The following is a 23,996-nucleotide window of genomic DNA, read 5'->3' on the forward strand; positions in this document are numbered from 1 at the left end:
ATCGGCGGATCGGGGGCCGCTGCCGTACCCCCGCCGGCCGGTCCGCAACGGCCGCGACATCCACCGGGGAGCCGCACCAGCGTGAGTCGAGTCCTGATCCACTACCGAGAGGACGCAGGTGTCTTTCACTGATCCGAACCAACCGGTGCCCACCGGGTTGCGAACCGACGACTTCGTCATGCGACCGATCACCGCCGACGACGCACCGAACGACTACGACGCGGTGATGGAGACTCGGGAACACCTGCGGTTGTGGGAGCAGTCGACGTGGCCGGCCGACGACTTCACGATCGAGGCCAACCGTGAGGATCTCGCCGGTCTGGAACTCAGGCACACCGAGCACCGCGCGTTCACCTACACCGTGCTCGACCCCGGCACCGCGGAATGTCTGGGATGCGTCTACGTCTTCCCCACCAGCGCAACGTTTCTCGCGAAGTGCACGGTGACGCCGATGGGTGTCGAGGAATGGGACGCCGTGGACGCCGTCGTCTACTTCTGGGTCAGATCGTCACGGATGGAAACCGGCTTGGACGCACACCTGCTCGGGGCACTGCGCAGGTGGTTCGCCTCCGAGTGGACGCTGGAGAACACCGTCTACGTCACGAACGAGGAGTTCACCCAGCAGGTGCACCTGATCGACAGCACCACTCTGACGCTGCAGTTCAGGTTCATCGAGCCCGGAAAACCGGGGATGTATCTCGCCTACGGATGAGCGGGACCGGAGGTGTCAGCTGCGGCGGGCGATCGAGTCCACCAGTCGGTGTCCCAGGGCAAGGTCACCCGAGGTCGCCACCGCGCCAGAGACGGAAGCCGCTGTGGCAGAGAGGGTTCCGACGAGCAGTGCCCGCAGGGTGTTCCCATCGGTTCGCACCCTCGCGTCGTACTGAACGTCTTCACCGGGAGCCAGCCGCGCGAGCGACTCCAGAGCGCCGTCCGCCAACCTCAGTAGGTAGCGCTCGTGCGTGAGTTCCACCAGTACATCTCCCGAAAGACCGGTTGCAGCAACAGTTTCTTCGGCAGTGTGTTGCGGTGCCGCGGGGAAGAACGTCCGGACGCCGAGCATCACGGCGTCGTCACTGATCGGTCCTGCGAGCGGTACGACCGGTGAACGAACACCCCAGCGGGCCAGAGCCATGAACACCGGCTCGAGATCCGCGCCCCACGCCGTCAACCCGTACCCGACTGCCCCGGTCCGGCTGGACAGGGTCAGCCGCTCGAGGACGCCGACCTCCACCAGCTCCCCGAGGCGCTGGGTGAGCACGGACGGCGCGATTCCGGGCAGCGCGGTAGCCAGGTCACCGAACCGGCGTGGCCCGAGTCGCAGCTCCCGCACCACGAGCAACGCCCACCGATCGCCGACCAGATCGAGTGCATGAGCCACCGGGCACGCCTGGCCGTACTTCCGCTGACCCGTCACGCGCGCTCCGATCTCCAGCAGATCCCGACCCCGGGGTTGTCACTTCGAAATTAATAGTATCTGATGACAGCATGGCCCCCCGCCCCTCCGGGAGATGTGGTCACAGGATCAGGGGCACCGCCGCCGGTGCCACCCGCCGACGAGAGGACACCCTCATGTTCGATCTCACGCCCGCCACCGATGAGCTCGCGCGCCTGGTCAGGGGGGTGAGCGACGAGCAGCTCGGCGCTCCGACGCCGTGCCCAGAGCTGACGGTCGGCGAACTTCTCGGGCATGTACACGGTCTGTCCATCGCGTTCCGGGACGCCGCAGCCAAGATCGACGGTCCCACGACCAGGACCGCACCGACGGACAGCACCCCGCAGCTCCCTGCCGACTGGCGTACCGCCATCCCGCAGGCGCTCACCGAACTCGGCGGCGGCTGGCGATCGCCCGCGGCGTGGACCGGGATGACGGCGGCGGGCGGATTGGATCTACCCGGCGAGATCACCGGTGCCATCGCCGGCAACGAAGTCACCATCCACGCCTGGGATCTGGCCGCGGCGACCGATCAGGACTTCCATCCCTGTCCCGTCGCGCTCGAGCACTCCTTCGGCTTCTGCGCCGCGACCCCTGACGGCCAACGCGACGGCGGGCTGTTCGGACCGGTGGTCCAGGTCCCGTCCGACGCACCGCTCCTGGACCGCACGCTCGGCGTCGCGGGCCGGGATCCGCAGTGGGCACCGTCCAGCTGACGCCTGACCCATCTGCGGACACGTTCAGTTCGGCGGCGTCCGCCACACCGACACGTGACTCTCACTGTCTCCGGTGAACGGAGCGCCTGACCAGTCTGCGTGCCGGCTCTCGAGCGTCATGCCGGCGATCTGCGCCATCAGGTCGCACTCGGCAGGCCAGACGTAGCGGTAGCGGTGCACCCCGTACCGCATGGTCCCGTCGGGAGCACGCGTGTAGTGATGGGACGTGCCGTCCTGGGTCGCGGGGTCGTAGGTGTCGAACCCGAGGTGGTCGGCGCCGAGGTGGAAGGGCACGGCCTGCTGACCGGGTGGCAAACGCCGCAGGGCGGGGACACCCAGCTCGATCACGAACCGTCCGCCCGGCGCGAGGTGCCGCGCCGCGTTGCGGAAGCAGGCGACCTGCTCGGCCTGGGTGCGCAGGTTGCCGAGGGTGTTGAACACCAGGTACACCAACGAGAATGCGCCCGGCACGATGGCTGTCGCCATGTCCCCCACCACGACCGGCAGCTCAGCCTTGTGGCACAGCTGGTCGACCATCGGCTGGGACAGTTCGATGCCGCTCACGGCGATCCCCCGTGCGGCCAACGGGATCGCCACCCGGCCGGTACCGATCGCGAACTCGAGCACCGGGCCGTCTCCGGCGAGATCCGCCAGGAACTCGACGGCGGGGTCGAGTACCTCGGGCGCAAACATGAAGGCCGAACTCTCGTCGTACCGTTCGGCAGTCTCGGCACTCCACAGATCGCTGCTGGTCATCCCTGCAGCGTGGCGTGGAGAGCTGGGTGACGCCAGCGGTTTTCCCGTCGGCGAGGACCCGTTCTCGATCCTCCGGAGTCTCGTCGCGCTCGTTCCTCGCTTGCTCCCTGTCCTGAGCGAGGAACGAGTCGAAGGGGACCACCGGAGCTTGGGATCGCGGCGCCTGACCGGCGCCCGTCAGGCGCCGACGGCGAGTGCCCCGGCGAAGCCGACCATGGCCACGCCCATCGCTCCGTCGACGGTTCGCTGCACCCGGCGGCGCCGCAGCGCGGCCGAGGCTCGCACGGCCACCATCACCAGCACCAGCAGATACAGCCCGCCCAGCACCGCCAGGGTGCAGGCATAGGCGATCAGCGACAGCGTGCTCGGGTCGGCGCCGGCGAACTGCGGGAGCACCGCGAGATTGAACGCGAGCACCTTCGGATTGGTGATGTTGCACAGGAACCCGGAGCGCACCGCGCGCCACGGCCGAATCGGGCGCACCGGCCCGCCGTCAGCCTGCGCCAGCGGATCCGTGCGACGGAAGGCCGCGCGCAGCGCGCTGATCCCGAGGAACGTCAGGTAGGCCACACCCACCCACCGGATCGCCTGGAACACCGGTTCGGCGTGCACGATCACTGCGCCGAGCCCGGTCGCCGCCAGCACACCCTGGACGGTGCCGGTCACGGTGATCCCGAGCGTGCACCACAGACCGGCTGCCCGACCGCGAGCAACGGTGGTGCGCAGCGTCAGCACGGTGTCCGGCCCGGGCGCGATGACGATGAGCAGCGCGAACGCCACGAACGACAGGTAGTTGCTCACGTCCGCAAGCGTAGATCCACCGGACCCGCCGTCCAACAGCGACTTCGACACACCAGATCGGTACTTCCGAACCGTCACAGGCCACGTGCGGCTCCCACGTCGGCAGGGCTCAGATCTCGTCCGGAACACCAGCATCCGGCGGATCGATCCCGGTCAGGGACGCGATCACCTCGTCGAGTTCGTCCAGGTTCACCAGCACGTCGCGCGCCTTGGACCCCTGCGACGGTCCGACGATGCCGCGTGTCTCCATCAGGTCCATCAACCGACCGGCCTTCGCGAACCCGACCCGGAGTTTGCGCTGCAGCATGGAGGTCGATCCGAGCTGGGACTCGATCACCTGGGAGACGGCCTGCACGAGCAGGTCGAGGTCGTCGCCGATGTCGGGGTCGACGTCCCTGCCGGGCTCCGTCTTGGCCACGGTCACGTCGTCGCGGTACTCCGGCTGCGCCTGGGTCTTCGTGTATTCGACGACCTCGCTGATCTCCTCGTCCGAGACGTACGCACCCTGGATGCGTACCGGGCGGCCGGCGCCCATCGGCAGGTACAGCCCGTCCCCCATGCCGATCAACTTCTCGGCGCCGGGTTGGTCGAGGATGACGCGACTGTCGGTCAGCGAGCTGGTCGCGAACGACAGCCGTGACGGAACGTTGGTCTTGATCAGACCGGTGACGACGTCGACGGACGGCCGCTGGGTGGCGAGCACCAGGTGGATACCCGCGGCGCGTGCCTTCTGGGTGATCCGGACGATCGCGTCCTCGACGTCGCGCGGGGCGGTCATCATCAGGTCGGCCAGCTCGTCGATGATGCCGAGGATGTAGGGGTACGGCTTGTACTCGCGCAGCGAACCGGGTGGGGTGACGATCCTGCCGTCGCGCACCTTGGTGTTGAAGTCGTCGATGTGCCGCACTCCGTGGGCCAGCATGTCGGAGTAGCGCTGCTCCATCTCCTCGACCAGCCAGGCGAGCGCGGCGGCAGCCTTCTTCGGCTGGGTGATGATGGGCGTCAACAGGTGCGGGATGCCTTCGTATGGCGTCAGCTCGACCATCTTGGGGTCGATGAGCACCATCCGGACCTCGGCCGGCGATGCGCGCTGCAGCAGCGACACGAGCATCGAGTTGACGAAGCTGGACTTGCCCGACCCGGTGGCGCCGGCCACCAGCAGGTGCGGGGTCTTGGCCAGGTTCATCGTGACGAACCCGCCCTCGACGTCCTTGCCGAGACCGATCACCAGCGGGTGGGCATCCTTGCGCGCATCCGGCGCGGCCAGCACGTCGCCGAGGCGGACCATCTCGCGATCGGAGTTGGGCACTTCGATGCCGACCGCGGACTTGCCGGGGATCGGCGCCAACAACCTGACGTTGTCGGTGGCGACGGCATAGGCGATGTTGCGGGTCAATGCGGTGATCTTCTCGACCTTGACGCCGGGGCCGAGCTCGACCTCGTAGCGGGTGACGGTCGGACCCCTGGTGAAGCCGGTGACGGCTGCGTCGACGCTGAACTGCTCGAGCACCTCGTCGATCTTGACGATCATCTCGTCGTTCGCGGCGGACCGCTGCTTCGGGGGTGCGCCGAGCTTGAGGATCGCCGGCGGCGGCAGCTGGTAGTCGCCGTCCAGCACGCTCCCGATCGTGAGCTGGGTCGGACGATCGACGGGTGGTTCGGTGTCCGGTACCGCCGGGCGATCGACCTGCTTCTGTCGCCGACCGGGTCGCTGGATGCGTTCGGTCGGGGCGGTGGGCGCGGCATCGAGCACGGTGGTCGGGTGATCGGCGGCCGATCCCAGCGCAACTGTGTCCCGGGATCGGGCCTCGTCCGGATACGAGTCGCCGGCGTCCTCGCCCGTGGGGTCGGTCGCGACCCGGCGTTTCGCGGATCTGCGCAACTTCGGGGCCGGCCGATCGAGTGCGGCGTCCAGGTCGAGCGTTGCACCGGACAGGTAGGCCTCGTGCCCCGCGCTCTCGTCGATCTCGCCCGCTGCGTCCCGCTCCGACCGCCGGGCGCCGGGCGCACCCAGCCACTGGCGGATCCGGCCCGGCAGCTCCACCAGCGGGATGCCGGTCAGCAGCAGCAGGCCGTAGAGGGTGATCAGCACCAGCACCAGGATGGCGGGAACGGTGGTCACTCCGGCGGTGAGTGGGTGGCCGAGCAACCAGCCCACCGAGCCACCCGCACTCTTGCGCGCATTCACCGAGTCCACGGCTCCGGCGAGCTCGGCCTCGTGACCGACCTGCAGGATCCCGGTGACGCCGAGCGCAATCGCGGTGGTGCCGACCAGCCGAGGGGCGGTACGGCGCGGCCGGTCGTCCCGTGAACGCATCAGCACGACCGCAGGGATCACCAGCAGCACCGGCACGATCAGGGCGACGACCCCGACCCAGACCCGGGCGACGTCGTCGGCGAGCGCTCCCACCGGTCCGGCAGCGCCGAACCAGGAGCCGATCGCGAACACCAGCGCCAGCGCGATCAGACCGAGCGCGACTCCGTCGCGGTGGTGTGCGGCGTTCGGTGACGGTTCACTGCCGGGTGCCAGCGCGCGGACGAGCTTGCCCAACCCCTTGGCCAGCAGCCGCCAGAGGGAGCTGATCCCGCGTCCGAGAGCCCGCATGCTCCTGACGAAGCCCCCGCCACCGGCCGGCTTCCGCTTGACCACCTCGGTGGCGGTCGCCCGGGCCGACGCGCGCGGCCGCGCAGTGCTCGTGGTGCGCTTGCTGCCACTCCCGGAGCGCGGGGTCGCGGTCGTCCGGCTTCCCGATCGTGGGCGCGGGGGGGCGGGAGTCTTGCCAGGCATGATCGTCACGCTATCCCCACAAGTCCCATCCGAACCAGTAGCCACTCCGATGCCCCTGCTGTCCCCCGCTCGGGTGGTGTCTGCCGGGCACACACCGCCGCAGCGCGCCCTGCTCTAGCGTCTGATCCGGCGGCCTCACGCGGCCGTCACCCCGTACCCCCGGAGGCTCCATGCATCCCGTCACGACCCGGCGAGCAGTCAGCCCGGTGTTCGGTCAGCTGTACGTCAGCGCTGCGGTGTTGGCCTTCGCGGCACTGTTCGTCCCGCTGTACGCGTGGGGTGAGCAGGAGACGGTCATGGGATTCGTGGGCGGATCGGCGAGTGACGGCTATCCGCCGCTTTCGAGCATCGTGAACACGTCCTCGATCGACTCCTACTCGCTGTGGCAGGGCATCGTCAGCTACGGGGAGGTCATCGCCCTGCTGGCCACCCTGCTGGTCCTGGGGTACGTGGTGCTGGCGATCATCACCGCCCACCGGCGGCAGTCATTCTGGGCGCCGACTGCTCTGCTGGCGGTGAGCACGCTCGGTCTCGTGATGCTGACGGCCGAACCCGACCGCCCGTCCGGCGCCGTCACCGGGACAGGCCTGGGCATGCTGTGGGGAGCAGTTCTGGTCGTCGTGGTGACGAGCGCCGTGCACCTGTTCTGGGCCACGAGGACCCCCAGCGCCTGATCGTTGCCACTGACGCCCCAATGTGTCAAACACCTGCGGGTTCCGCGGAGCGACCCCTGATTAGGTGGGTGGATGCCCCGAGTAGTTCGGCTCGACTCCGCCCCGCCAGAACTGGCGCGGCGCGTATCCACTTCTGCGTAGCCAGTGCTCGGTGTAGACGATGCGGTCGGGGCTGATGATCGTCAACGGATCGCTCGGTGGCTCTCGGAGCACACGGCCACGCTCGACATGATCGGACTGCCAGCGGAAGGCCTCCCAGTACCCGTCGGCGGTCGGATCGTCGCGCTCGAGCGTCCGGGCGGTGCCGAAGATCTGCGCGCCTCGGCTGCTGGCCTGTCCGACCAGCGGAGCCACGATGCCGGCAGATACTCGCGGGTCCCGTCTGAGGTTTCGGGACTTCACCGAGTCGTTCCAGCTGGTGTAGAAGATCTCCAGACCCAGGTTGTAGTACCGCACTGGTGTCGCTGTCGGGCTTCCGTCCACGTTGACGGTGGCGACGACCGCGATGTTGTGGGTCGAAAGGAGGTTCAGGATCCGCTCCTCCAGTTCAGGACGCGGCAGCTCCCGGTCAGGGGCTGGGCCAGCAAGCCAAGGATTCGTCAGCGGCATCCTGCGATTCTGACAGCGCTCACCGGGTGCATCGCTCGACCGGCCGCCACGACGTGCCGCACGATGGCCGATTCCTGGCCCTGTCGAGGCCTTCTGGACACGGTGATCGAGCAGCGAGGAACGAGCGTGACGAGATCCCGTCGTGCCGCGGCCTGGCCGGCTTCATCACGGTTGGATTGATGCCCGCTCCTGGCAGCGAAGTCGGCACGCAGACGGGTCAGGTCTGCTGCAGGACGCCAGTCGGAACCCTGGGTCACAGCTCCGGAGTGCCCGATCCATCATCACTGTCGGACCCGATCGGTATCTCTTGGTGCATGGGGAACGACCAGTCGGCAGGGGTGGACGAGCTGGAGCGGGAGCTCCAGCAGCTGGCTGCGGCGTGGACAACTCCGCGGGCGCGGGAATGCTTGTACTGCTTCGTGTATCGGATGTTGGAGTTCGGCTGCCGCGGGCTCGTTTTCGCCCAGCGCTACCGCGACCTACGGGCGCCGCGGGCCACCGCGCTGGAGCGCCGACTCGGAGCGCGGGGCGGGTTCTGCGACTGCGAGATCTTCCTGAACTCGGTGGAACCGGTGTCGACGCTCTTGGTTGGTGCGCGTGTGCTGCCACCGGACGAGGACGGGGTGGTGTTCGAGGAACCTGCGGGCTGGCCCGAAGACTTCCCGCGCTGCGAGGAAGTTCGCACCGGGTCCACCCGCGGATGCACGCTGTGGAAGCGGCGGTCCCGGTGGTGAGGCAGGCGGAACAGGTCAGACCGGGAGGCCCTCGGCGTCCACCGGGTCCACCGACAGGACCGCAGCGACCGGCAGCGGTCCGTACAGGTGCGGGAACAGCTCAGCTCCGCCGTGGGTGTTCTCCCGGACGACCGGCGGGTCCAGGCGGACGGTGTCCACGGTCAGCAGCACGACCGGTTCGTCGATCCCCGACCAGAATCGCTGCCACACCCCCGCCCGTTGGGTGGCGTCGCACAGGTGGATGAATCCCTCGTCGGACAACGTCATGCCACGCCCGGAGACCAGGTGTTGGCCGGCCGCGAGCGACCGTTGCCAGTCGGCGGCCGTCGTGTAGTGGTAGACCGGTTCAGGCTCCGGCTCAGACATCCAACACCGTGGGGACGATCATCGGCCGCCGTCCGTACTTGTCGGCGACCCAGCGGCCGACGACCCGGCGCACGGACTGCGCGATCCGGTGCGGATCGGTGATGCCGTCGGCCTCCGTGCGCGACAATTCCGCCTCCACCAGCGGGACCACCGCGTCCAGCGCCTTCGGATCGTCGGAGAAGCCGCGGCCGGACAACGTGGGCGACGCCTTGGCGCGGCCGGTCTGCCGGTCGATCACCACGGTGATGGAGATGAAGCCGCCCTCCCCCAGGATGAGGCGGTCGGACAGCGTGTTCTCGCCGACGTCGCCGACGGCGTTGCCGTCGACATAGACCATGCCGACGTCGACGTGCCCGACGATCTTCGCCCGACGGTTCACGAGGTCGACGACAGTGCCGTTGGGCGCGATCACCACCCGGTCCGTCGGGACCCCGGTGGAAACCGCCAGCTTCGCGTTGGCACGCAGGTGGCGCCATTCCCCGTGGACGGGCATGACGTTGCGCGGCCGGACCGCGTTGTAGAGATACAGCAGCTCCCCCGCCGACGCATGGCCGGAGACGTGCACCTTGGCGACCCCCTGGTGCACGACCGTCACCCCGATCCTGGCGAGTTCGTTGATCACGGTGAACACGCTGGTCTCGTTGCCGGGGATCATCGAGCTGGCCAGGATCACCGTGTCACCCTGCTGGAGGTTCACGCTGCGGTGCTCACCACGCGACATCCTCGACAATGCCGAGAGCGGCTCGCCCTGCGAACCCGTCGAGACCAACATGACCTGGTCCGGCGGCAGATCCAGCACCTTGTCGAGATTGCGGACGAGACCGTCCGGGACGGTGAGCAGGCCGAGTTCCTGCGCGATCTGCATGTTGCGCACCATCGATCGACCGACGAAGGCCACCTTGCGGCCGTACTTGTGCGCGGAGTCCAGCATCTGTTGGACGCGATGGACGTGCGAGGCGAACGACGCGACGATGACCCGCTGCGGTGCGTTGCGGATGTAGTTGTCCATCACCGGGCCGATCTCCCGCTCGGGAGCCACGAACCCGGGCACCTCGGCATTGGTCGAGTCGACGAGGAACAGGTCGACACCCTCGTCGCCGAACCGCGCGAACCCGCCGAGGTCGGTCAGCCGCCCGTCCAGCGGCAACTGGTCGAGCTTGATGTCCCCGGTGTGCAGGACGCTGCCGGCCGCCGTCCTGATGCCGACCGCGAGCGCGTCCGGGATCGAGTGGTTGACGGCGAAGAACTCCAGGTCGAACTTGCCGACGCTGCGGCGTTCCCGTTCGACGACCATCTGCAGGTTGGGCTTGATCCGGTGTTCCTTGCACTTCGCCGCGATCAGGGCGAGGGAGAACTGAGCGCCGATCACGGGGATGTTGCTGCGCAGCCGCAACAGCCACGGCAGCGCCCCGATGTGGTCCTCGTGGCCGTGGGTGATGACAACGGCTTCGATGTCGTCGATGCGGTCCTCGATGTGGCTGAGGTCCGGCAGGATCAGATCGACACCGGGCTGGGCGTCTTCCGGGAACAGCACCCCGCAGTCGACGATGAGCAGTCGCCCGTTGAGCTCGTAGACGGTCATGTTGCGACCGATCTCGCCGATGCCGCCCAACGCGACGATGCGCAGTGCGTCGCGACGGAGCCGCGCGGGCTCCAGACCGGTTCGGTTCGGTGCGGGCATCAGGCGTCCTGTCCATCGGTGAAGAATTCGGCCAAATCGGCTTCGATCAGGTCGCGCTGCTCGGCGGTCGCCGGGATCTGCGGCAACCGGGGACCGCCGACCTCGAACCCGCGCAGCGCCAGCGCGGTCTTGGCAAACACCAGTCCGGCTCCTCCGCCGGTGCGCCCCATCGCCCGATGGACGGGCAGCAGCTTCTCGTGGAAGGTCCGGGCGGCGCGGAAGTCGCCGGCGTTCGCGGCGTCGACCATCGCCTTCACGGTGGGTCCCACGACGTGCGCAACGATCGAGACCACCCCGACCGCGCCGATGCTCATCCACGGCAATGTGACCGGATCGTCGCCCGAGTAGTAGACGAGATCGCTGCCGGCGATCACCCGGGCACCGGCTTCCAGATCACCCTTGGCGTCCTTGACGGCCACGATCCGGGGGTGCTCGGCCAGGGCCAGCAACGTGTCGACGGCGATCGGCACCACCGAGCGGGGCGGGATGTCGTACAGCATGATCGGTAGTCCACAGCCGTCCGCGACAGCTGTGAAGTGCGCGAGCAGACCGGCCTGCTGCGGCCGGGAGTAGTAGGGCGTGACGAGCAGGCCGCCGTGGGCGCCGGCAGCTTCCGCCGCCCGCGCGAGGGTGATCGAGTGTGCGGTGTCGTAGGTGCCGATACCGGACAGGATGGTGGCCCGCTCGCCGACCGCCTCGACGGTGGCACGGATGACGTCCTGCTTCTCGGCGTCGGTCGTGGTGGGCGATTCGCCGGTGGTGCCGTTGACGACCAGTCCGTCACTCCCCTCGTCGACCAACCGCGAGGCCAGCGCACCTACCCGCTCCAGATCGACCGCCCCGTCGGCGGTGAACGGGGTGACCATCGCGGTCAGGGTCGTGCCGAACGGGCGGCCGGGCACGCCGGACGGGCCGGCGACCAGTGCGCCGGAGTCGATACTCATCCACCCAAACTACCGTCGCCCGCCGACACGACGTGCGCCGGTCGTTGTTCGCCTCCCGCGCTCCGGTGAGCGACGATGACCGGATGACGCACCCGACACCGCCTGCCGCGACTGCGGCCGACCCATCCTTTCCGGACCTGCTGGCCGCCGCCGAATCCGCGCTGCCCGCCCTGCTGGGCGCAATCGGCTCGGTGGTCGGTGTCGAGACTCCCAGCGCAGACCTGGCGGCGGTGGCGCACGGCGCCGAGCAGGTGGCGGCGCTGGGTACCGGGATGCTCGGGATCGCCCCCGAAACGCTCACCGTCGACGGCTGCACCCATCTGCGGTGGCGCCTGGGCGGGTCGGGGCCCCGGGTGCTGATCCTGTGCCACCAGGACACGGTCTGGCCGCTCGGCACCCTCGAGCGGCTGCCGTTCGCGATCCGCGACGGAGTGCTCACCGGGCCGGGGTCCTTCGACATGAAGACCGGTCTGGTGATGGCCTTTCATGCGCTCCAGTTGCTCGGTGCAGGCGGGAGCTCGGGCACCGAGGTCCCGGCTGTCACCGTGCTCGTCACCGGCGACGAGGAGATCGGGTCGCCGACGTCCCGAGCGCTCATCGAGCAGGAGGCCAGCACAGCAGCCGCGACCTTCGTCCTGGAAGCCAGCGGAGACGGCGGCCGGATCAAGACCGGTCGCAAGGGGGTGTCGATGTACCAGGTCACAGTGACGGGGCGGGCATCGCACGCCGGGCTGGAGCCGGAGAAGGGCATCAACGCCGGCGTGGAGCTGGCCCGACTGATCCTGCAGATCGAACAGTTCGCCGACCTGGCCGCCGGCACCAGCGTGGTGCCGACCGCGGCCTCGATCGGCACCACCGGCAACACCGTTCCGGCCTCCGCAACGGTGTCGGTCGACTCGCGGGCCTGGACGGTCGACGAGCAGCACCGGGTCGACGCGGCGATGAGGGCCCTGCGCACCGCTCATCCCGAAGCCGCCCTGGAGATCGGCGGCGGGATCAACCGACCGCCGATGGATCCCGCCCAGGCCCAGCCACTGTTCGAGCTGGCCGGTGAGCTCGCCGTGGGTCTGGGTCTGCCTGCGCCGCAGGAGATCTCGGTGGGAGGTGGCTCGGACGGCAACTTCACCGCCGGCGTCGGCTGCCCGACGCTGGACGGTCTCGGCGCAGTCGGCGGTGGCGCCCATGCGGACACCGAACACGTGCTCGTGGCAGAGATCGCAGGTCGGACCGCACTGCTCGCCGCGCTCATCCGCAGTGTCTGTGCCGGTTCTCCGACCCGATGAATCCTGACCGGCAGAACGGGTCTGAGGAAGGGTCCGCCGCGGACGCATCCTCGGCCGCGCGAGTACGGGCCGTCCTGCTGGAGCACCTGCCCGGGTACGAGCCGGTGACCATCACGGTGACCGGGGTCGAGCCCCGGACCGGAAGCGGCGGAGAGCTGGTCGAGGTCGACGGGACGCTGGGGATCAGCCTGCCCACGTCCGCCGGACCCGTTGGGTCGCACCGGTTACGACCGTCCGTCGAGGCAACGTTGCTCCGCTCGTTGGCCGGGCTGCTGGACGTTCCCCTGCCGGTCCCGGTGCTCCAGGACGACGAACAATCGGTACGAGGATTCCGCACGGTGCCGGGACGCCGTCTCGGGGACCTGCCGGATCTCGAACCGCCTGCAGCGCTTCGACTCGCGCGGCGACTGGGTGCCGCGCTGGCCGACCTGCACGGGGTGGACGCCTCCGACACCGGCGCCGACCTGCCCATCGTCGGCGGTCCCGAGTCGTACCGCGCGGCGGCTGCTCGGGTGTGGGCGGCGGTGGGCGGCGCGGTCACCGACGCGGGCCTGCACGCCGCAGTGACGCAGTTCCTGCAGGAGCCGGCTCCGGACCATCCCCCGCACCCATCCCTGTGCCATCTCGATCTCCGTCCGGCAAGCATCCTGCTGGACGAGGACTCGCTGCTCTGCGGGATCCAACACTGGGCGAACGCCGGTGTGGGCGACCCGGCGCGGGATCTCGGATCGGTGCTGCTGTACCTCGGGTCGGCAGGGCTGGGCGCTGCGCTGGACGGCTACCGACGCGCCGGAGCCGTCACCGACGATGATCCGGAGCTGGCGCAGCGCATCGTGTTCCACGCCCGCTGCGCGGCGATCGAGGACGCAGTGCGACACCCCGAGCGGCTGGCCTCTGGGGGGTGGTAGGGCGCACGGAGTGAGCCGAAACCGCCGGCGCGTCACGGGATCTCGACTGCTGCGTCGTTCGATCACGTAGCGGTCGATCACCGAAGCAGCGGCGGTGCTACTTCCGTTTCGCCGCAACCCGTTCCAGTGTCTGCGGGTCGGCGACGAGCTCGACCCTGGACTCGTCACGGCCGAAGATCCAGAGCACGATCTCGGGCGCGGCGCCGTGCAGCTCCAGGGTGCTTTTCCCCGAACGGAGCTCGATCCGCTCACCGTTCGGCAGCACGGCCGTCACTCCGACGCCCAGTGGCTTGGTGATGATCCCGGCGAACTTCGAGCGGAGGATCCGTTCCACCGCCTCGGCGGTCGCGGTCGGCAGCGCGCGGGGCTCCCAACCCGGCGCACCACGGCGCACGTCCTCGTGGTGGACGAAGAACTCGGCCCCGTTGGACAACTCCTCGAGCTTGCCCCAGCCCATCGGATTCCAGCCGGGCGGGCCCGATCGCAGGGTGTCGATCTGCTCGGCCCAGGGACGTGCCTCGATGGCCTCGGTGACCGACTTCCCGTGTCCGCGCAGGAACGGGATCACCTGGCCCAGGGCGGCATCGGGGCGACGCTCGCGGATGATCAGGTGCGACATCAGGTCGCCGGTGTCCCAGCCTTCGCACAATGTCGGGCGCTCCGGCCCGACCTCCGCGAACAGATCCGCAAGTGCCGTTCGTTCGCTGCTCGCCAGTCCCATGATCGTCACGGTACGGGCTTCCGGTGGCAGGGCGGACGGGATCTCGACTCCTGCGTCGCTCGATCACCGTCGGGTGGGTTGCCCGGTCGGCGCCGGGTGGGTTGCCCGGTCGGCGTCGGGTGGGTTGCCCGGTCGGCGTCGGGTGGGTTGCCCGGTCGGCGTCGGGTGGGTTGCCCGGTCGGCGTCGGGTGGGACGCTGCAGGGCCGGGGCGGATCTGCCGATCCGTCGGCCATGCTCTTGGATGGACCCGACGGAACAGGTCGCGGCGCACCGGCGCCCGGACGAGGGAGATCGAGTGACGGCGCGAGCCCTGGTGGTGCAGAACGGTCGCAGCGGCGGTCCGAGGAGGTTCGCGTCCTGGCTCACCGAGCACGACATCGAGTTGGACGTGCGGCATCCGTACCGCGGGGACGAGCTGCCCGGGACGCTCGAGCACGACGCACTGATCATGCTCGGCGGCGGTTACCTGCCCGATGACGACGCCCGGGCACCCTGGCTGGCCCCGGTGCGTGAGCTCGTCGGGGCCGCGCTCGAGTCCGGCACTCCCTACCTGGGGATCTGCCTGGGCGGCCAACTGCTCGCCCACGTCGGTGGCGGCGAGGTGCAGGGTCAGTACGGGACACCGGAGTTCGGCAGCACCGCCCTCACCCTGCGACCGGAAGCGGCGAGCGATGCACTGTTCGCCGGCGTGCCGGACGACTTCACCGCCATCGAGCACCACGTCGACGCCATCACCCGGCTGCCCGCCGGTGCCGTCTGGCTCGCCAGCTCCGAGGCCTGCCCGTACCAGGCGTTCCGGCTGGGCGACTCGGCGTGGGGGCTGCAGTTCCACCCGGAGACCACGCCCGCCCGGATCAACACCTGGAGCCAGGCGTCCCTCGACCGGCACGGGCTCGACCGCGCGGAACTGCATGACGCCGCGGTACGGGACGACGCGCGCGCGGTCGGCATCTGGCAGCAGTTCGCCTCCCGGTTCGCCGCCCGGGTCAGCGGCGCCTGAGCACCGTTCGGCCCGGGCGGCCGCCGAACCTGTCAGCGACCGGTCAGTGCCCCGCCGCCTTCTCCGCGTGGGCACCGGTCAGTGACCGGACCTCCATCTCGGCCCACTTCGCCTTGTCCCACTCGCGCGACGTCAGGGTGCCGACGATCGCGAACAGGAATCCCAGCGGAATGGACACCAGGCCGGGGTTGGCCAACGGGAACCAGTGGAAGTCGATGTCCGGTGATGCCACCAGGCTCGCACGCAGACCGGTCTTGGCGCTGATCGCGCCACCGGACACGTTGGGCCCGAAGATCAGCAGCACGAAGGTGGATGCCAACCCGCCGTAGATCCCCCACGTCGCTCCGCGGGTGTTGAACCGCTTCCAGAACAGCGACAACAGGATCGCCGGCAGGTTCGCGGAGGCCGCGAAGCAGAAGGCGATCGCCACCAGGAAGGCGACGTTCAGCTTCTGCGCCGGGATCGCCAGGGCGATCGACACCGCACCGATGATCACCGCGGCCCACCGACCGACCCGCACTTCGGCAGCATCATTGGTCTTGCCTCGCTTGATGACATTGGCGTAGAAGTCGTGCGCGATCGACGACGACGACGCCAGGGTCAACCCGGCCACCACCGCCAGGATCGTGGCGAAGGCGACCGCCGCGATGATAGCCAGCATCGCCGCCCCGAGCCCCGTCCCGACGCCGCCCAGGGCCTCGGCCAGTTGCGGCGCGGCGGTGTTGCCGCCGGCGCTCTGGGCACTGATCGCGGCCGAGCCGACGAGCGCGGCCGCACCGAAGCCGAGCACCAGGGTCATCAGGTAGAAGACGCCGATCAATCCGATCGCCCACTGCACGGACTTCCGCGCCGTCTTGCTGTCGGGCACGGTGTAGAAGCGGATGAGGATGTGCGGCAGGCCGGCAGTGCCGAGGACGAGTGCAACGCCGAGCGAGACGAAGTCCAGTCGGGAGATCCCGGTGGCTCCGTACTTGACGCCCGGTTGGATGAACGCATCACCCTTGCCGGAGGCGTCGGCGGCGGCACCGAGCAGCGACGAGATGTTGAACCCGAACTTGGCCAGCACCCAGATCGTCATCACCGCGGCGCCGACCATCAGCATCACTGCCTTGACGATCTGCACCCAGGTGGTGCCCTTCATGCCGCCGAACACGACGTAGATGATCATCAGCAGACCGACCAGCACGATGACCAGGTTCTTCGCCGTCGACGAGGTGATGTTGAGCAGCAACGAGACCAACTCGCCGGCGCCGACCATCTGGGCCAGCAAGTAGAAGATCGACACGATCACCGTCGAGAGGGCTGCCGCCGAGCGCACCGGTCGCTGGCGCATCCGGAAGCTCAGCACGTCGGCCATCGTGAATTTGCCGGTGTTACGCATCAGTTCTGCAACGAGCAGCAACGCGAGCAACCAGGCCACCAGGAAACCGATGGAGTAGAGGAAACCGTCGTAGCCGTTCAACGCGATGAGACCCGCGATACCGAGGAACGATGCGGCCGACATGTAGTCGCCGCCGATCGCGAGACCGTTCTGCATGCCGGTGAACTGGCGGCCACCGGCGTAGAAGTCGGCAGCCGTGCGGTTCTGCCGGCTGGCCCAGATGGTGATGCCGAGGGTGATCGCGACGAACACGGCGAACAACGTGATCGTCAGGACCTGGTGGTTGCCGCCGGTGGCCGCCGCTGCTGCGGCGATCTCGGGCGCTGCGGTCGTGCTCATCGTCCTGCTCCCTCGATCTGGGCGCGGAGTTCGTCAGCGAGCGGATCCATCTTCCGGCCGGCGTACCGCGAGTACAGGATGGCAATGGCGAACGTGGTGATGAACTGCAGCAGCCCCAACACGAATCCGAGGTTGACGTTGCCGAACACCTTCGTGCCCATGAAGTCGTGGGCGTAGTCGGCGAGCAGCACGTACAGCAGGTACCAGGCCAGGAAGGCTGCCGTCATCGGGAAGGCGAAGCCGCGCACGGCCTTCCGCAGCCGAGCGAACTCGGGCGAAGCCTGCAGCGCTTCCCAGTCAGGCGTGTCGGGGGGCACCGTGTCCGCCGATGGGTGTTTGTCGAGGGGGGTGGCCATCTGGTCCTCCGGTGGACAGGCTGCACATCGCCCCGGCGGCGATGTGACGTGCACGACACTCATCCGAGTGATGCGAACCTAGACCCATCCTCTGGATCGCGCCAGACCGACGCGCGGCACGCGGAGCGCTGTCCGGTCAGGCGTTCCCGGTGAACGGCGACGCCGCGGTGCGCGATCCGTCCGGCAGGGTGCTGATCCTGAAGTCTCCGTACAGGTGCGGAGCAAGCTTCGTGAGCACCTCCAGGACAGCCACCGCGATGGCGCGGATCTCCCGGTCGGCGGCATCGGTGGCGCGCACGGCGATCACGTGCCGCCAGGCGCGATGGTTGGCGGTGACCACCAGATCCGTGGCCGACGCCCGGGGCAGCAGAGCGGCGGCCGCCTGGCGGGCCTGCTTGTGCGCGAGATCCGCTGTCTGCGCGCCGCGGGTAGGCCCGGTCGCCCGATCTGCCTCGCCACCCAGGGCAGCGAACAGCTCGTCATGGGCCACCGCGAGCGCATCGATCGCTTCGCCGAACCGCAGGTGCAGCACGGGATCCGCGGCGATCTCGGGCGGCTCCACCACGTCCCGGACCGGGGTCCGCGGTGAGAGCTGGGAGATCGACAGGTGCCGATGCCGCAGCAGCTCACCGGCCGCTGCCTGCGAGACGTGTTGGACGTACAGGGTCGCGCTCGCATGCTCGAGCGCAGCCAGATGCCCGACGGAGATCAGGTGCTCGAGGAAGTCGCCGGTGTCAGCGGTCTCCGACCGTGGACGGTCGAACGAGCGATAGATCGACCGGCCGGCGAACTCGATCAGCGCTTGACCGTCCGTGTGTGCATGATCGAACCGAACATGCTGGGGTGCAACGAATCCGGAGGAACCGATCAACGTGACCCGCAGTGCAGTACTCATCCAGGGAAGCCGGTGCCGAGAGCTCTGCCGGGCAGTGTGCTGACAGGCGATGGACGGTGGAGCGGAGGGCGGCTGAGCACAGCGTGATCGTAAGCGTCCGATGCTTCATCACTCCTGACGCCACTCTGGTGTCGCACTGACTCTTGCATGACGCCACTTCCGCTGCCATGATGACGTCATGGACCTCAGCCCGTACGTCGAATCCGTCCGTCGCGACCTCCTGCAAGCAGCCGCACTGGGCGATGAGAACACCCATCGCACTGCGACAGCACTCGCAGCCGCCGTGGAACCCAGCATCCGGCTCGCCATGATGAACGCGTTGGCCCAGATGGCCGGCGAGATCACCGGCGAACTCCAGTCGTCCGGGGACGTCACGGTCGACGTCCGCCTGGAGGGCAACGAGGTGAAGGTCTCCGTCAGTCGACCGGTGGATCGCGAATCCGAGACCGACCGCGCCGGGTCCGCCCCGGACACCGAGGGCGGCTGGGGACAGGCCATGAAGGATGCCGGGTCAGAGCTCTCCCGCACCACGGTGCGACTTTTCCAGGATCTCAAGAACCAGGCCGAGTCTGCCGCCTCCGACCAGGGTGTCTCGCTCAACACCTACATCTCGCGTGCGGTGTCCGAATCCGTCAAGGGTGGCGACAAGTCCAAGCAGCCCCGTCGCCCGGGTAACGGCCGCTCCAGCAGCGGCTGGATCCGGACCTGACACTCCGTCGCACCCGTCGGCGCCCGCTCGCCGAGATTCCCCGGCCCCCCTCGGGCCGCCCGCTCGATCCGGAACACCCCGTCCCCGCCCTGTCGAAACCCTCCTGGGAGAAGCGTCATGCACACCTACCTCACCCCCGACCCGGTCATCGTCGAGATCCGCAATGCCGCCGGTCACGTGACCGTCGACCTGACCGAGTCCGTCACCACCTCCACCGTCACCGTCGAGCAGATCCCCGGGGCCGGTGGCCTGCTGGGTGACCTGGTCGCCGGGTTCCGTCGTGACTCCAGCCGCGCGGATGTCGGCCGCAGCGGTCACGACCCGGTGGACGACGTCCGCGTCGATCTGCGCATGGTCGACTCCGGAGGAGGCGTCCTCATCGTGGACACCGACCCGGCCCGATCCGGCTGGAAGACCAGCTTCGCCGTCACCGTCACCGCTCCGCTGGGATCCGGGGTCCGGGTGCAGGCACAGTCCGCCGATGTGCGGATCGATGGTCGCGCCGACCGACTCGACGTCCGCTCGGCCTCCGGCGACGTCACCGTGGGCACCATCGAACGCGGCTCGCTCGTGCAGACCGCGTCCGGCAGCATCCGGGTCGGCGAGCACGGTGCGGACGCCGAGTTCCGGACCGCCTCGGGCGACGTCACCATCGGCCGCTCCGGAGGGTCGGTCAGCGTGCACGCCACTTCGGGAGATGTCCGGGTGGCAGAACCATTGTCGGATGTCTTCGTCCGCAACGTCTCCGGTGATGTCGAGATCGGTTCGTTTCTCGACGGCGTGATCGAGGCGACCTCCGTCTCCGGCGATGTCAGCATCGGCCTTCTTCCCGGCGCGCTGGCGAAGATCGATCTGCGCACAGTGTCCGGCGGGGTGCGCAACGACTTCGAGGTCGAGTCCGACCAGCCCGACCCGGCGGCCGGAGATGCCGCAGATCCGCAGCGCCGGATCTCGCTGACCTGTCGCACCACCTCCGGGGACATCCGACTGCGCCGGATCGCGACCGGCTCCGCGTGGGTCACGAGCTGACGGCAGACCCTTGTAGGTTCAGTTGATGCATCCACGGCCGCCCGATCCCGTCGCCGAACCGGATGCGGCCGACCGGCTGATCCTCGACCACGCCCGTGAACTGCTCGGCAGCGTCGGGTCCGTTGCCGTGATCGGGGATCCGGTGACGGACCTGGTGCTGGGCCTGGACGGGCAGCGGGAGGTGCGGGTCCACCAGGACCTGCTGCGGGACGAGCGTGACCTTGCTGTCCGGTGCGAGCATCTCGGCATCGACGGCGTGACCGCGCACCCACTGGGTCCGACGCTGGTCGACGGAGTCGAGCTGGTCCTGCTCCGCTTGCCGAAGAGTCTGGACCGGCTGCGCGACGTCGCCGGTCTGATCGCCGCCCACGCTGCGCCCGGCGTGGTGGTCGTCGCCGGGGGTCGGATCAAGCACATGACGACGGCGATGAACGACGTACTGCGGGAGTTCTTCGGCCGGGTCGACGTCACCCATGCCCGTCAGAAGTCGAGGGCGCTGATCGCGACCGGCCCGCACGACGGTGCAGATCCATTGCCGCGCAGCAGGATCCACCCACTGCCAGGGATCGGTGACGTCACCGTCTGCGCGATGGGCGGCGTGTTCGCCGGTACCGGCATCGACATCGGTACCCGGTTCCTGCTGGAGAACCTGCCGGAGCGGATCGAGGGCGACGGCATGGTCGACCTGGGGTGCGGCAGCGGCGTGGTCGCCGCCGTCCTGGCACTGCAGCATCCGGACCGAACCGTGATTGCCTGCGACCAGTCGGCGGCCGCGACGCGGTCCACCCTGGCCACCGCAGCAGCGAACGATGTGCTCGACCGGATGGACGTCCGACGCGATGACGCGTTGTCGTTGCTGGCGGACGACAGCGTGTCGTTCGTCGCGCTGAACCCACCGTTCCACGAGGGGTCCAGCGTCGACGAACAGATCGCGCCTCGGCTCTTCGCCGACGCCGCACGAGCGCTGCGCCCTGGCGGCGAGCTGTGGACGGTGTGGAACTCCCACCTGGACAACCGCGCGCAGCTGGACCGACTGGTGGGATCGACCAGGCAGGTCGCCCGCAACGCGAAGTTCACCATCACCTCGTCCCGGGCCCGCCCCGGGAAGTGAACCCCGCGGCAGCCAACCGGCGTTCCTGCAGGATCGCCTGCCCGGGCAGGTCCTGCTGCCGCTCGGCCGGTGGGTGATCACGCCAGCAGGGCCGCTCCCCCGCGTCGTCGATCCGCCGCCGGACCACCTGGGCCGACGCCGGCCACCCCACCGAAGTAGGGTCGCTGTTCCGGCCACTGGAACACCGGCAGACCGGCATCCTGCAGGGCCGGCAGCACGGACGGATCGACACCCGGTTCCAGGTGGACGAGATCGGCGGCGGCAGACAGCCGGGGCGCGGCCACCGCGGACGGCAGCTCGCGATCCTCCAGCAGCACCCCACTCAGGACCTGCACCAGGGCGTGCCGGATCCGCGATCCACCGGCGGCGCCGAGCACCATCATCAGGGCCCCGTCCGGATCCGTGACCACGAGCGGAGTCATCATCGACCCCATACGTTGTCCGGGTACGAGTTCCCCCCGCAACAGTTCCCCTTCACCGAGCATTGAGTTGGCGTGCACCCCGCCCACCCAGATCCCGCTGCCGAGCCCGAGTGAATGTGTTGCAGCGCAGGCATTGCCCTGTGCGTCGACGGCAGCGACGGAGGTGGTCTCGGAGCGGACCGCCGGCCCGCGCAGGGCCTCGACGAGTGCGAGGCTGCGGTGCGGTTCGCCGGCTGTCACGCGCGATGCGTCGAGTCGTCCGATGGTCGCAGCGAGTCCGTCGAGATCGTCGGTCCGGCACCGGACCCGGCCGGTACCCATCTGCACCGAAGCCGTCGGCAGCTCGCGCACCCGGTAGGCGGCGAGGTCCTCCATCGACAGTGCGCCACCGTCAGCCTGGACTTCGCGCACGAGCGTCTCGGCGAACTCGCCGTCCATCAGAGCCGCAACACCCTGCTCGCGATACCGCGCCAGGGTGTCCGCGAGGCCCGGATGCAGCAGCGTCTCACCGGTGCCCAGCAGCCGACCGGTCGCGAGGTCCGAGTACGCCGCGATGCCGTCGCCGAGCAGCATCGCCGGGGCGACCTCGACCAGCATCGACGCGTGCTGGGCGGGAAACTGGGTGCCGTTCGCGGCGAGCTTCTCCGCAGGAGCAACCACGGACGCCCACTCGAGTCGACCGGCACGCCGGTGCAGCTCCGCCACGCCGGACGGAGTTCCTGGCACGGCGACCGTGGATCCCCCGACCTCGTAGGGCACCGCGATTCCCCCGAAGGCGACCTCGATGGCACGCCCAGGCTGCCGCGCCGCGCCACCCAGTCCGGGCACGGCGACGAAGAAGTCCAGGCAGCTGACCTCGCGGGAGTCCGCGTCGTAGAGGGTCGCGAACCCACCCCCACCGAGCCCGGAGAAGATGGTCTCCGCAACGGAACCGGCCAGGATCATCGCTCCCACGGCATCGGCCGCGCTACCACCTGCCCGGAGGACCTCTCGGCCTGCCTCGGCGGTGGCCGGATGCCCGGCGGCGACGCCGGGCAGCAGGGGGGCCGAGGCTGATCTGCTCACCCGGAGAGCGTACGGACCACCCCCTGCAACCGCCGGGCCAGGTCGCCGCGATCCTTGACCACGATCCGCGGCAGGCCGAGCCAGCGCGCCATCTCGGCCAGTTCGACGACGGCGGCCTCGCAGGCCACCTGCGGGTCGGCGCCCGGCTCACACCAGCTGGCCTGCACCAGCAGCGTGCCGTCGGCGCGGTCCGCCTTGAGATCGAATCGCCCGACGAACTCGTCGCCGACCAGCAGCGGGAAGACGTAGTAGCCGTACTTCCGCAGCGGTTCCGGGGTGTAGATCTCGATCCGGTAGTGCAGCCCGAACAACCGCTCGGTGCGCGGTCTGTGCCAGATCAGCGGATCGAACGGACACAGTAGAGCGCGGCCGTCGACCTTGCGCGGCATGGCTGCCTCGGCATCGAGGTAGACCCGATCCTTCCAGCCGCTGACGGCAACGGGCAGCACCGTGCCCGACTCGATGAGATCGGCCAACGCTCGCTGGGTGTCGGCGACCCCCAGCCGGTAGTAGTCGGCGATGTCACCGGCGGTCCCGATACCGTGGTGCCGGATCGCCCTTTGCACCAGTGTCCGCCTGGCGTCGTCCGGCTCCGGTGCCGCCAGCTCTCTGATGTGCTGCGGGACAACGCGTTCGCGCAGGTCGTACAGCCGCTCGAAGGAGCGACGTCCGGCCACCGAGGTGACGCCGCTCAGGAACAAGTACTCACTGATGCGCTTCGTGGCTGACCACTCCCACCATCCCGGTCGCCCGCGTCCCGGGGCGTCGAGCACCTTCTCGATGCCACCGGCGGAGATCGGTCCCTGCTCGTCGATGACCTCGACGATGCGTTCCAGCAGGCCCGGGTTGGCGTCGATGAGATCGCGCGGCCGCCACCGCTCCCGCATCGCCTGCTGACGGAAGCGCAGCGCGGGTTCCAGATCCAGCTCCACGAGCGAGGCGACATGCGCCCACGACTCGAGCAGGACACGGTCCTTGTTCCGCTTCGGCCAGGCGATGTCGTCCAGCAGCTCGGGGCGGTAGGCGCCCAGTCGACTGAAGGCCGGCAGATAGTGCGCGCGGGCCAGCACGTTGACGGAGTCGATCTGCAGTACGCCGATCCGGTCGACGAGCTTGGCGAAGGTCCCGCGATGCGGCGACGTCCCCGTGCGTCGACGGTGCAGACCCTGGGCCGCGATCGCCGTGCGCCGCGCCTGGGCAGCGGTGATGGTCAGGGCAGGAGGCGCGGCAGCAGTCGAAGGACTCACCCATTGATCCTGTCAGGCACCACCG

General features: G+C 69.2%; 24 protein-coding genes. 10 read left to right on the forward strand and 14 right to left on the reverse strand.

Features of this window, described 5'->3' with window-relative positions; translation table 11 throughout:
* Positions 1-118 precede the first annotated feature (118 nt).
* Positions 119-712 (forward strand): N-acetyltransferase, encoded by a 594-nt coding sequence (locus tag ABLG96_RS11485; protein ID WP_353647525.1) that lies wholly within the window; start codon positions 119-121, stop codon positions 710-712.
* Positions 713-727: 15 nt separating this feature from the next.
* Here the strand turns inward: ABLG96_RS11485 and ABLG96_RS11490 are convergent, their stop codons facing one another.
* On the reverse strand, positions 728-1,417 hold the full coding sequence (locus tag ABLG96_RS11490) for a helix-turn-helix domain-containing protein (protein WP_353647526.1): 690 nt from the start codon (positions 1,415-1,417) through the stop codon (positions 728-730).
* A gap of 155 nt (positions 1,418-1,572) precedes the next feature.
* On the opposite strand from ABLG96_RS11490, the gene ABLG96_RS11495 reads away from it, so the two are divergent.
* Positions 1,573-2,151 carry a TIGR03086 family metal-binding protein gene (locus ABLG96_RS11495; RefSeq protein WP_353647527.1) on the forward strand — a complete coding sequence of 193 codons (579 nt, stop codon included), beginning with the start codon at positions 1,573-1,575 and terminating at the stop codon, positions 2,149-2,151.
* Positions 2,152-2,175: 24 nt separating this feature from the next.
* Here ABLG96_RS11495 and ABLG96_RS11500 read toward each other — a convergent pair whose 3' ends face one another.
* The 3 genes from ABLG96_RS11500 to ABLG96_RS11510 form a co-directional block, all read right to left on the reverse strand.
* Positions 2,176-2,907 (reverse strand): class I SAM-dependent methyltransferase, encoded by a 732-nt coding sequence (locus ABLG96_RS11500; protein ID WP_353647528.1) that lies wholly within the window; start codon positions 2,905-2,907, stop codon positions 2,176-2,178.
* Between the two features lie 177 nt (positions 2,908-3,084).
* On the reverse strand, positions 3,085-3,708 hold the full coding sequence (locus tag ABLG96_RS11505) for a LysE family translocator (RefSeq protein WP_353647529.1): 624 nt from the start codon (positions 3,706-3,708) through the stop codon (positions 3,085-3,087).
* A 109-nt stretch (positions 3,709-3,817) separates the two neighbouring features.
* Positions 3,818-6,496, reverse strand: coding sequence for a DNA translocase FtsK (locus ABLG96_RS11510; RefSeq protein WP_353647530.1), 2,679 nt, complete (start codon positions 6,494-6,496; stop codon positions 3,818-3,820).
* Positions 6,497-6,666: 170 nt separating this feature from the next.
* On the opposite strand from ABLG96_RS11510, the gene ABLG96_RS11515 reads away from it, so the two are divergent.
* The gene (locus tag ABLG96_RS11515) at positions 6,667-7,170 is read left to right on the forward strand and encodes a hypothetical protein (RefSeq protein WP_353647531.1); all 504 of its coding nucleotides are present in this window, start codon (positions 6,667-6,669) and stop codon (positions 7,168-7,170) included.
* A 60-nt stretch (positions 7,171-7,230) separates the two neighbouring features.
* On the opposite strand, the gene ABLG96_RS11520 is transcribed toward ABLG96_RS11515, so the two are convergent.
* Positions 7,231-7,779 carry a pyridoxamine 5'-phosphate oxidase family protein gene (locus ABLG96_RS11520; RefSeq protein ID WP_353647532.1) on the reverse strand — a complete coding sequence of 183 codons (549 nt, stop codon included), beginning with the start codon at positions 7,777-7,779 and terminating at the stop codon, positions 7,231-7,233.
* Between the two features lie 314 nt (positions 7,780-8,093).
* Here ABLG96_RS11520 and ABLG96_RS11525 point away from each other — a divergent pair, with 314 nt between their 5' ends.
* The gene (locus tag ABLG96_RS11525) at positions 8,094-8,513 is read left to right on the forward strand and encodes a DUF2695 domain-containing protein (RefSeq protein ID WP_353647533.1); all 420 of its coding nucleotides are present in this window, start codon (positions 8,094-8,096) and stop codon (positions 8,511-8,513) included.
* Positions 8,514-8,528: 15 nt separating this feature from the next.
* On the opposite strand, the gene ABLG96_RS11530 is transcribed toward ABLG96_RS11525, so the two are convergent.
* Genes ABLG96_RS11530 through dapA form a run of 3 tightly spaced genes read right to left on the reverse strand, consistent with a single transcriptional unit; the run spans position 8,529 to position 11,504 of the window.
* The gene (locus ABLG96_RS11530) at positions 8,529-8,879 is read right to left on the reverse strand and encodes a DUF952 domain-containing protein (RefSeq protein ID WP_353647534.1); all 351 of its coding nucleotides are present in this window, start codon (positions 8,877-8,879) and stop codon (positions 8,529-8,531) included.
* Positions 8,872-10,560: a ribonuclease J gene (locus ABLG96_RS11535; protein WP_353647535.1), complete on the reverse strand. Its 1,689-nt coding sequence runs from the start codon at positions 10,558-10,560 to the stop codon at positions 8,872-8,874. Before ABLG96_RS11535 ends, ABLG96_RS11530 begins: the two co-directional genes overlap by 8 nt.
* A complete protein-coding gene (gene dapA, locus ABLG96_RS11540) occupies positions 10,560-11,504 on the reverse strand; it encodes a 4-hydroxy-tetrahydrodipicolinate synthase (RefSeq protein ID WP_353647536.1) in 945 nt (314 codons plus the stop codon). The genes ABLG96_RS11535 and dapA overlap by 1 nt, the downstream gene beginning before the upstream one ends.
* A gap of 83 nt (positions 11,505-11,587) precedes the next feature.
* Here dapA and ABLG96_RS11545 point away from each other — a divergent pair, with 83 nt between their 5' ends.
* A complete protein-coding gene (locus ABLG96_RS11545) occupies positions 11,588-12,787 on the forward strand; it encodes a M20 family metallopeptidase (protein ID WP_353647537.1) in 1,200 nt (399 codons plus the stop codon).
* Entirely contained in the window at positions 12,784-13,695 is a 912-nt protein-coding gene (locus ABLG96_RS11550; RefSeq protein ID WP_353647538.1) for an aminoglycoside phosphotransferase family protein, read from the forward strand. The genes ABLG96_RS11545 and ABLG96_RS11550 overlap by 4 nt, the downstream gene beginning before the upstream one ends.
* A 97-nt stretch (positions 13,696-13,792) precedes the next feature.
* Here ABLG96_RS11550 and ABLG96_RS11555 read toward each other — a convergent pair whose 3' ends face one another.
* Entirely contained in the window at positions 13,793-14,416 is a 624-nt protein-coding gene (locus ABLG96_RS11555) for a TIGR03085 family metal-binding protein (RefSeq protein ID WP_353647539.1), read from the reverse strand.
* 296 nt (positions 14,417-14,712) lie between these two features.
* Here ABLG96_RS11555 and ABLG96_RS11560 point away from each other — a divergent pair, with 296 nt between their 5' ends.
* Entirely contained in the window at positions 14,713-15,417 is a 705-nt protein-coding gene (locus ABLG96_RS11560) for a type 1 glutamine amidotransferase (RefSeq protein ID WP_353647540.1), read from the forward strand.
* A 43-nt stretch (positions 15,418-15,460) separates the two neighbouring features.
* Here ABLG96_RS11560 and ABLG96_RS11565 read toward each other — a convergent pair whose 3' ends face one another.
* The 3 genes from ABLG96_RS11565 to thyX form a co-directional block, all read right to left on the reverse strand.
* On the reverse strand, positions 15,461-17,137 hold the full coding sequence (locus ABLG96_RS11565) for a cation acetate symporter (RefSeq protein WP_353647541.1): 1,677 nt from the start codon (positions 17,135-17,137) through the stop codon (positions 15,461-15,463).
* Positions 17,134-17,493: a DUF485 domain-containing protein gene (locus ABLG96_RS11570; protein ID WP_353647542.1), complete on the reverse strand. Its 360-nt coding sequence runs from the start codon at positions 17,491-17,493 to the stop codon at positions 17,134-17,136. The genes ABLG96_RS11565 and ABLG96_RS11570 overlap by 4 nt, the downstream gene beginning before the upstream one ends.
* A 136-nt stretch (positions 17,494-17,629) precedes the next feature.
* Positions 17,630-18,388, reverse strand: a complete 759-nt coding sequence (gene thyX, locus ABLG96_RS11575) for an FAD-dependent thymidylate synthase (RefSeq protein WP_353647543.1) — start codon at positions 18,386-18,388, stop codon at positions 17,630-17,632.
* A gap of 178 nt (positions 18,389-18,566) precedes the next feature.
* Between thyX and ABLG96_RS11580 the strand changes: the two genes are divergently transcribed.
* From ABLG96_RS11580 to ABLG96_RS11590, 3 genes are all read left to right on the forward strand, one after another.
* Positions 18,567-19,097, forward strand: coding sequence for a toxin-antitoxin system HicB family antitoxin (locus tag ABLG96_RS11580; RefSeq protein WP_353647544.1), 531 nt, complete (start codon positions 18,567-18,569; stop codon positions 19,095-19,097).
* 117 nt (positions 19,098-19,214) lie between these two features.
* The gene (locus tag ABLG96_RS11585; protein ID WP_353647545.1) at positions 19,215-20,126 is read left to right on the forward strand and encodes a DUF4097 family beta strand repeat-containing protein; all 912 of its coding nucleotides are present in this window, start codon (positions 19,215-19,217) and stop codon (positions 20,124-20,126) included.
* Between the two features lie 25 nt (positions 20,127-20,151).
* Entirely contained in the window at positions 20,152-21,237 is a 1,086-nt protein-coding gene (locus ABLG96_RS11590; RefSeq protein ID WP_353647546.1) for a class I SAM-dependent methyltransferase, read from the forward strand.
* Between the two features lie 77 nt (positions 21,238-21,314).
* On the opposite strand, the gene ABLG96_RS11595 is transcribed toward ABLG96_RS11590, so the two are convergent.
* Positions 21,315-22,724, reverse strand: coding sequence for a gamma-glutamyltransferase (locus ABLG96_RS11595; protein ID WP_353647547.1), 1,410 nt, complete (start codon positions 22,722-22,724; stop codon positions 21,315-21,317).
* Positions 22,721-23,971, reverse strand: a complete 1,251-nt coding sequence (locus ABLG96_RS11600) for a crosslink repair DNA glycosylase YcaQ family protein (protein ID WP_353647548.1) — start codon at positions 23,969-23,971, stop codon at positions 22,721-22,723. Before ABLG96_RS11600 ends, ABLG96_RS11595 begins: the two co-directional genes overlap by 4 nt.
* Between the last annotated feature and the right edge of the window lie 25 nt (positions 23,972-23,996).

Source organism: Nakamurella sp. A5-74 (assembly GCF_040438885.1).
Classification (GTDB): Bacteria; Actinomycetota; Actinomycetes; order Mycobacteriales; family Nakamurellaceae; genus Nakamurella.

Bases quoted from the DNA above. Each gene is read 5' to 3' on its own strand.
- ABLG96_RS11495 (WP_353647527.1), top strand. From the start codon at position 1,573: ATGTTCGATCTCACGCCCGCCACCGATGAGCTCGCGCGCCTGGTCAGG.
- ABLG96_RS11500 (WP_353647528.1), bottom strand. From the start codon at position 2,907: ATGACCAGCAGCGATCTGTGGAGTGCCGAGACTGCCGAACGGTACGAC.
- ABLG96_RS11510 (WP_353647530.1), bottom strand. From the start codon at position 6,496: ATGCCTGGCAAGACTCCCGCCCCCCCGCGCCCACGATCGGGAAGCCGG.
- ABLG96_RS11515 (WP_353647531.1), top strand. From the start codon at position 6,667: ATGCATCCCGTCACGACCCGGCGAGCAGTCAGCCCGGTGTTCGGTCAG.
- ABLG96_RS11520 (WP_353647532.1), bottom strand. From the start codon at position 7,779: ATGCCGCTGACGAATCCTTGGCTTGCTGGCCCAGCCCCTGACCGGGAG.
- ABLG96_RS11525 (WP_353647533.1), top strand. From the start codon at position 8,094: ATGGGGAACGACCAGTCGGCAGGGGTGGACGAGCTGGAGCGGGAGCTC.
- ABLG96_RS11530 (WP_353647534.1), bottom strand. From the start codon at position 8,879: ATGTCTGAGCCGGAGCCTGAACCGGTCTACCACTACACGACGGCCGCC.
- ABLG96_RS11535 (WP_353647535.1), bottom strand. From the start codon at position 10,560: ATGCCCGCACCGAACCGAACCGGTCTGGAGCCCGCGCGGCTCCGTCGC.
- dapA (WP_353647536.1), bottom strand. From the start codon at position 11,504: ATGAGTATCGACTCCGGCGCACTGGTCGCCGGCCCGTCCGGCGTGCCC.
- ABLG96_RS11545 (WP_353647537.1), top strand. From the start codon at position 11,588: ATGACGCACCCGACACCGCCTGCCGCGACTGCGGCCGACCCATCCTTT.
- ABLG96_RS11550 (WP_353647538.1), top strand. From the start codon at position 12,784: ATGAATCCTGACCGGCAGAACGGGTCTGAGGAAGGGTCCGCCGCGGAC.
- ABLG96_RS11555 (WP_353647539.1), bottom strand. From the start codon at position 14,416: ATGGGACTGGCGAGCAGCGAACGAACGGCACTTGCGGATCTGTTCGCG.
- ABLG96_RS11565 (WP_353647541.1), bottom strand. From the start codon at position 17,137: ATGAGCACGACCGCAGCGCCCGAGATCGCCGCAGCAGCGGCGGCCACC.
- ABLG96_RS11570 (WP_353647542.1), bottom strand. From the start codon at position 17,493: ATGGCCACCCCCCTCGACAAACACCCATCGGCGGACACGGTGCCCCCC.
- thyX (WP_353647543.1), bottom strand. From the start codon at position 18,388: ATGAGTACTGCACTGCGGGTCACGTTGATCGGTTCCTCCGGATTCGTT.
- ABLG96_RS11580 (WP_353647544.1), top strand. From the start codon at position 18,567: ATGGACCTCAGCCCGTACGTCGAATCCGTCCGTCGCGACCTCCTGCAA.
- ABLG96_RS11585 (WP_353647545.1), top strand. From the start codon at position 19,215: ATGCACACCTACCTCACCCCCGACCCGGTCATCGTCGAGATCCGCAAT.
- ABLG96_RS11590 (WP_353647546.1), top strand. From the start codon at position 20,152: ATGCATCCACGGCCGCCCGATCCCGTCGCCGAACCGGATGCGGCCGAC.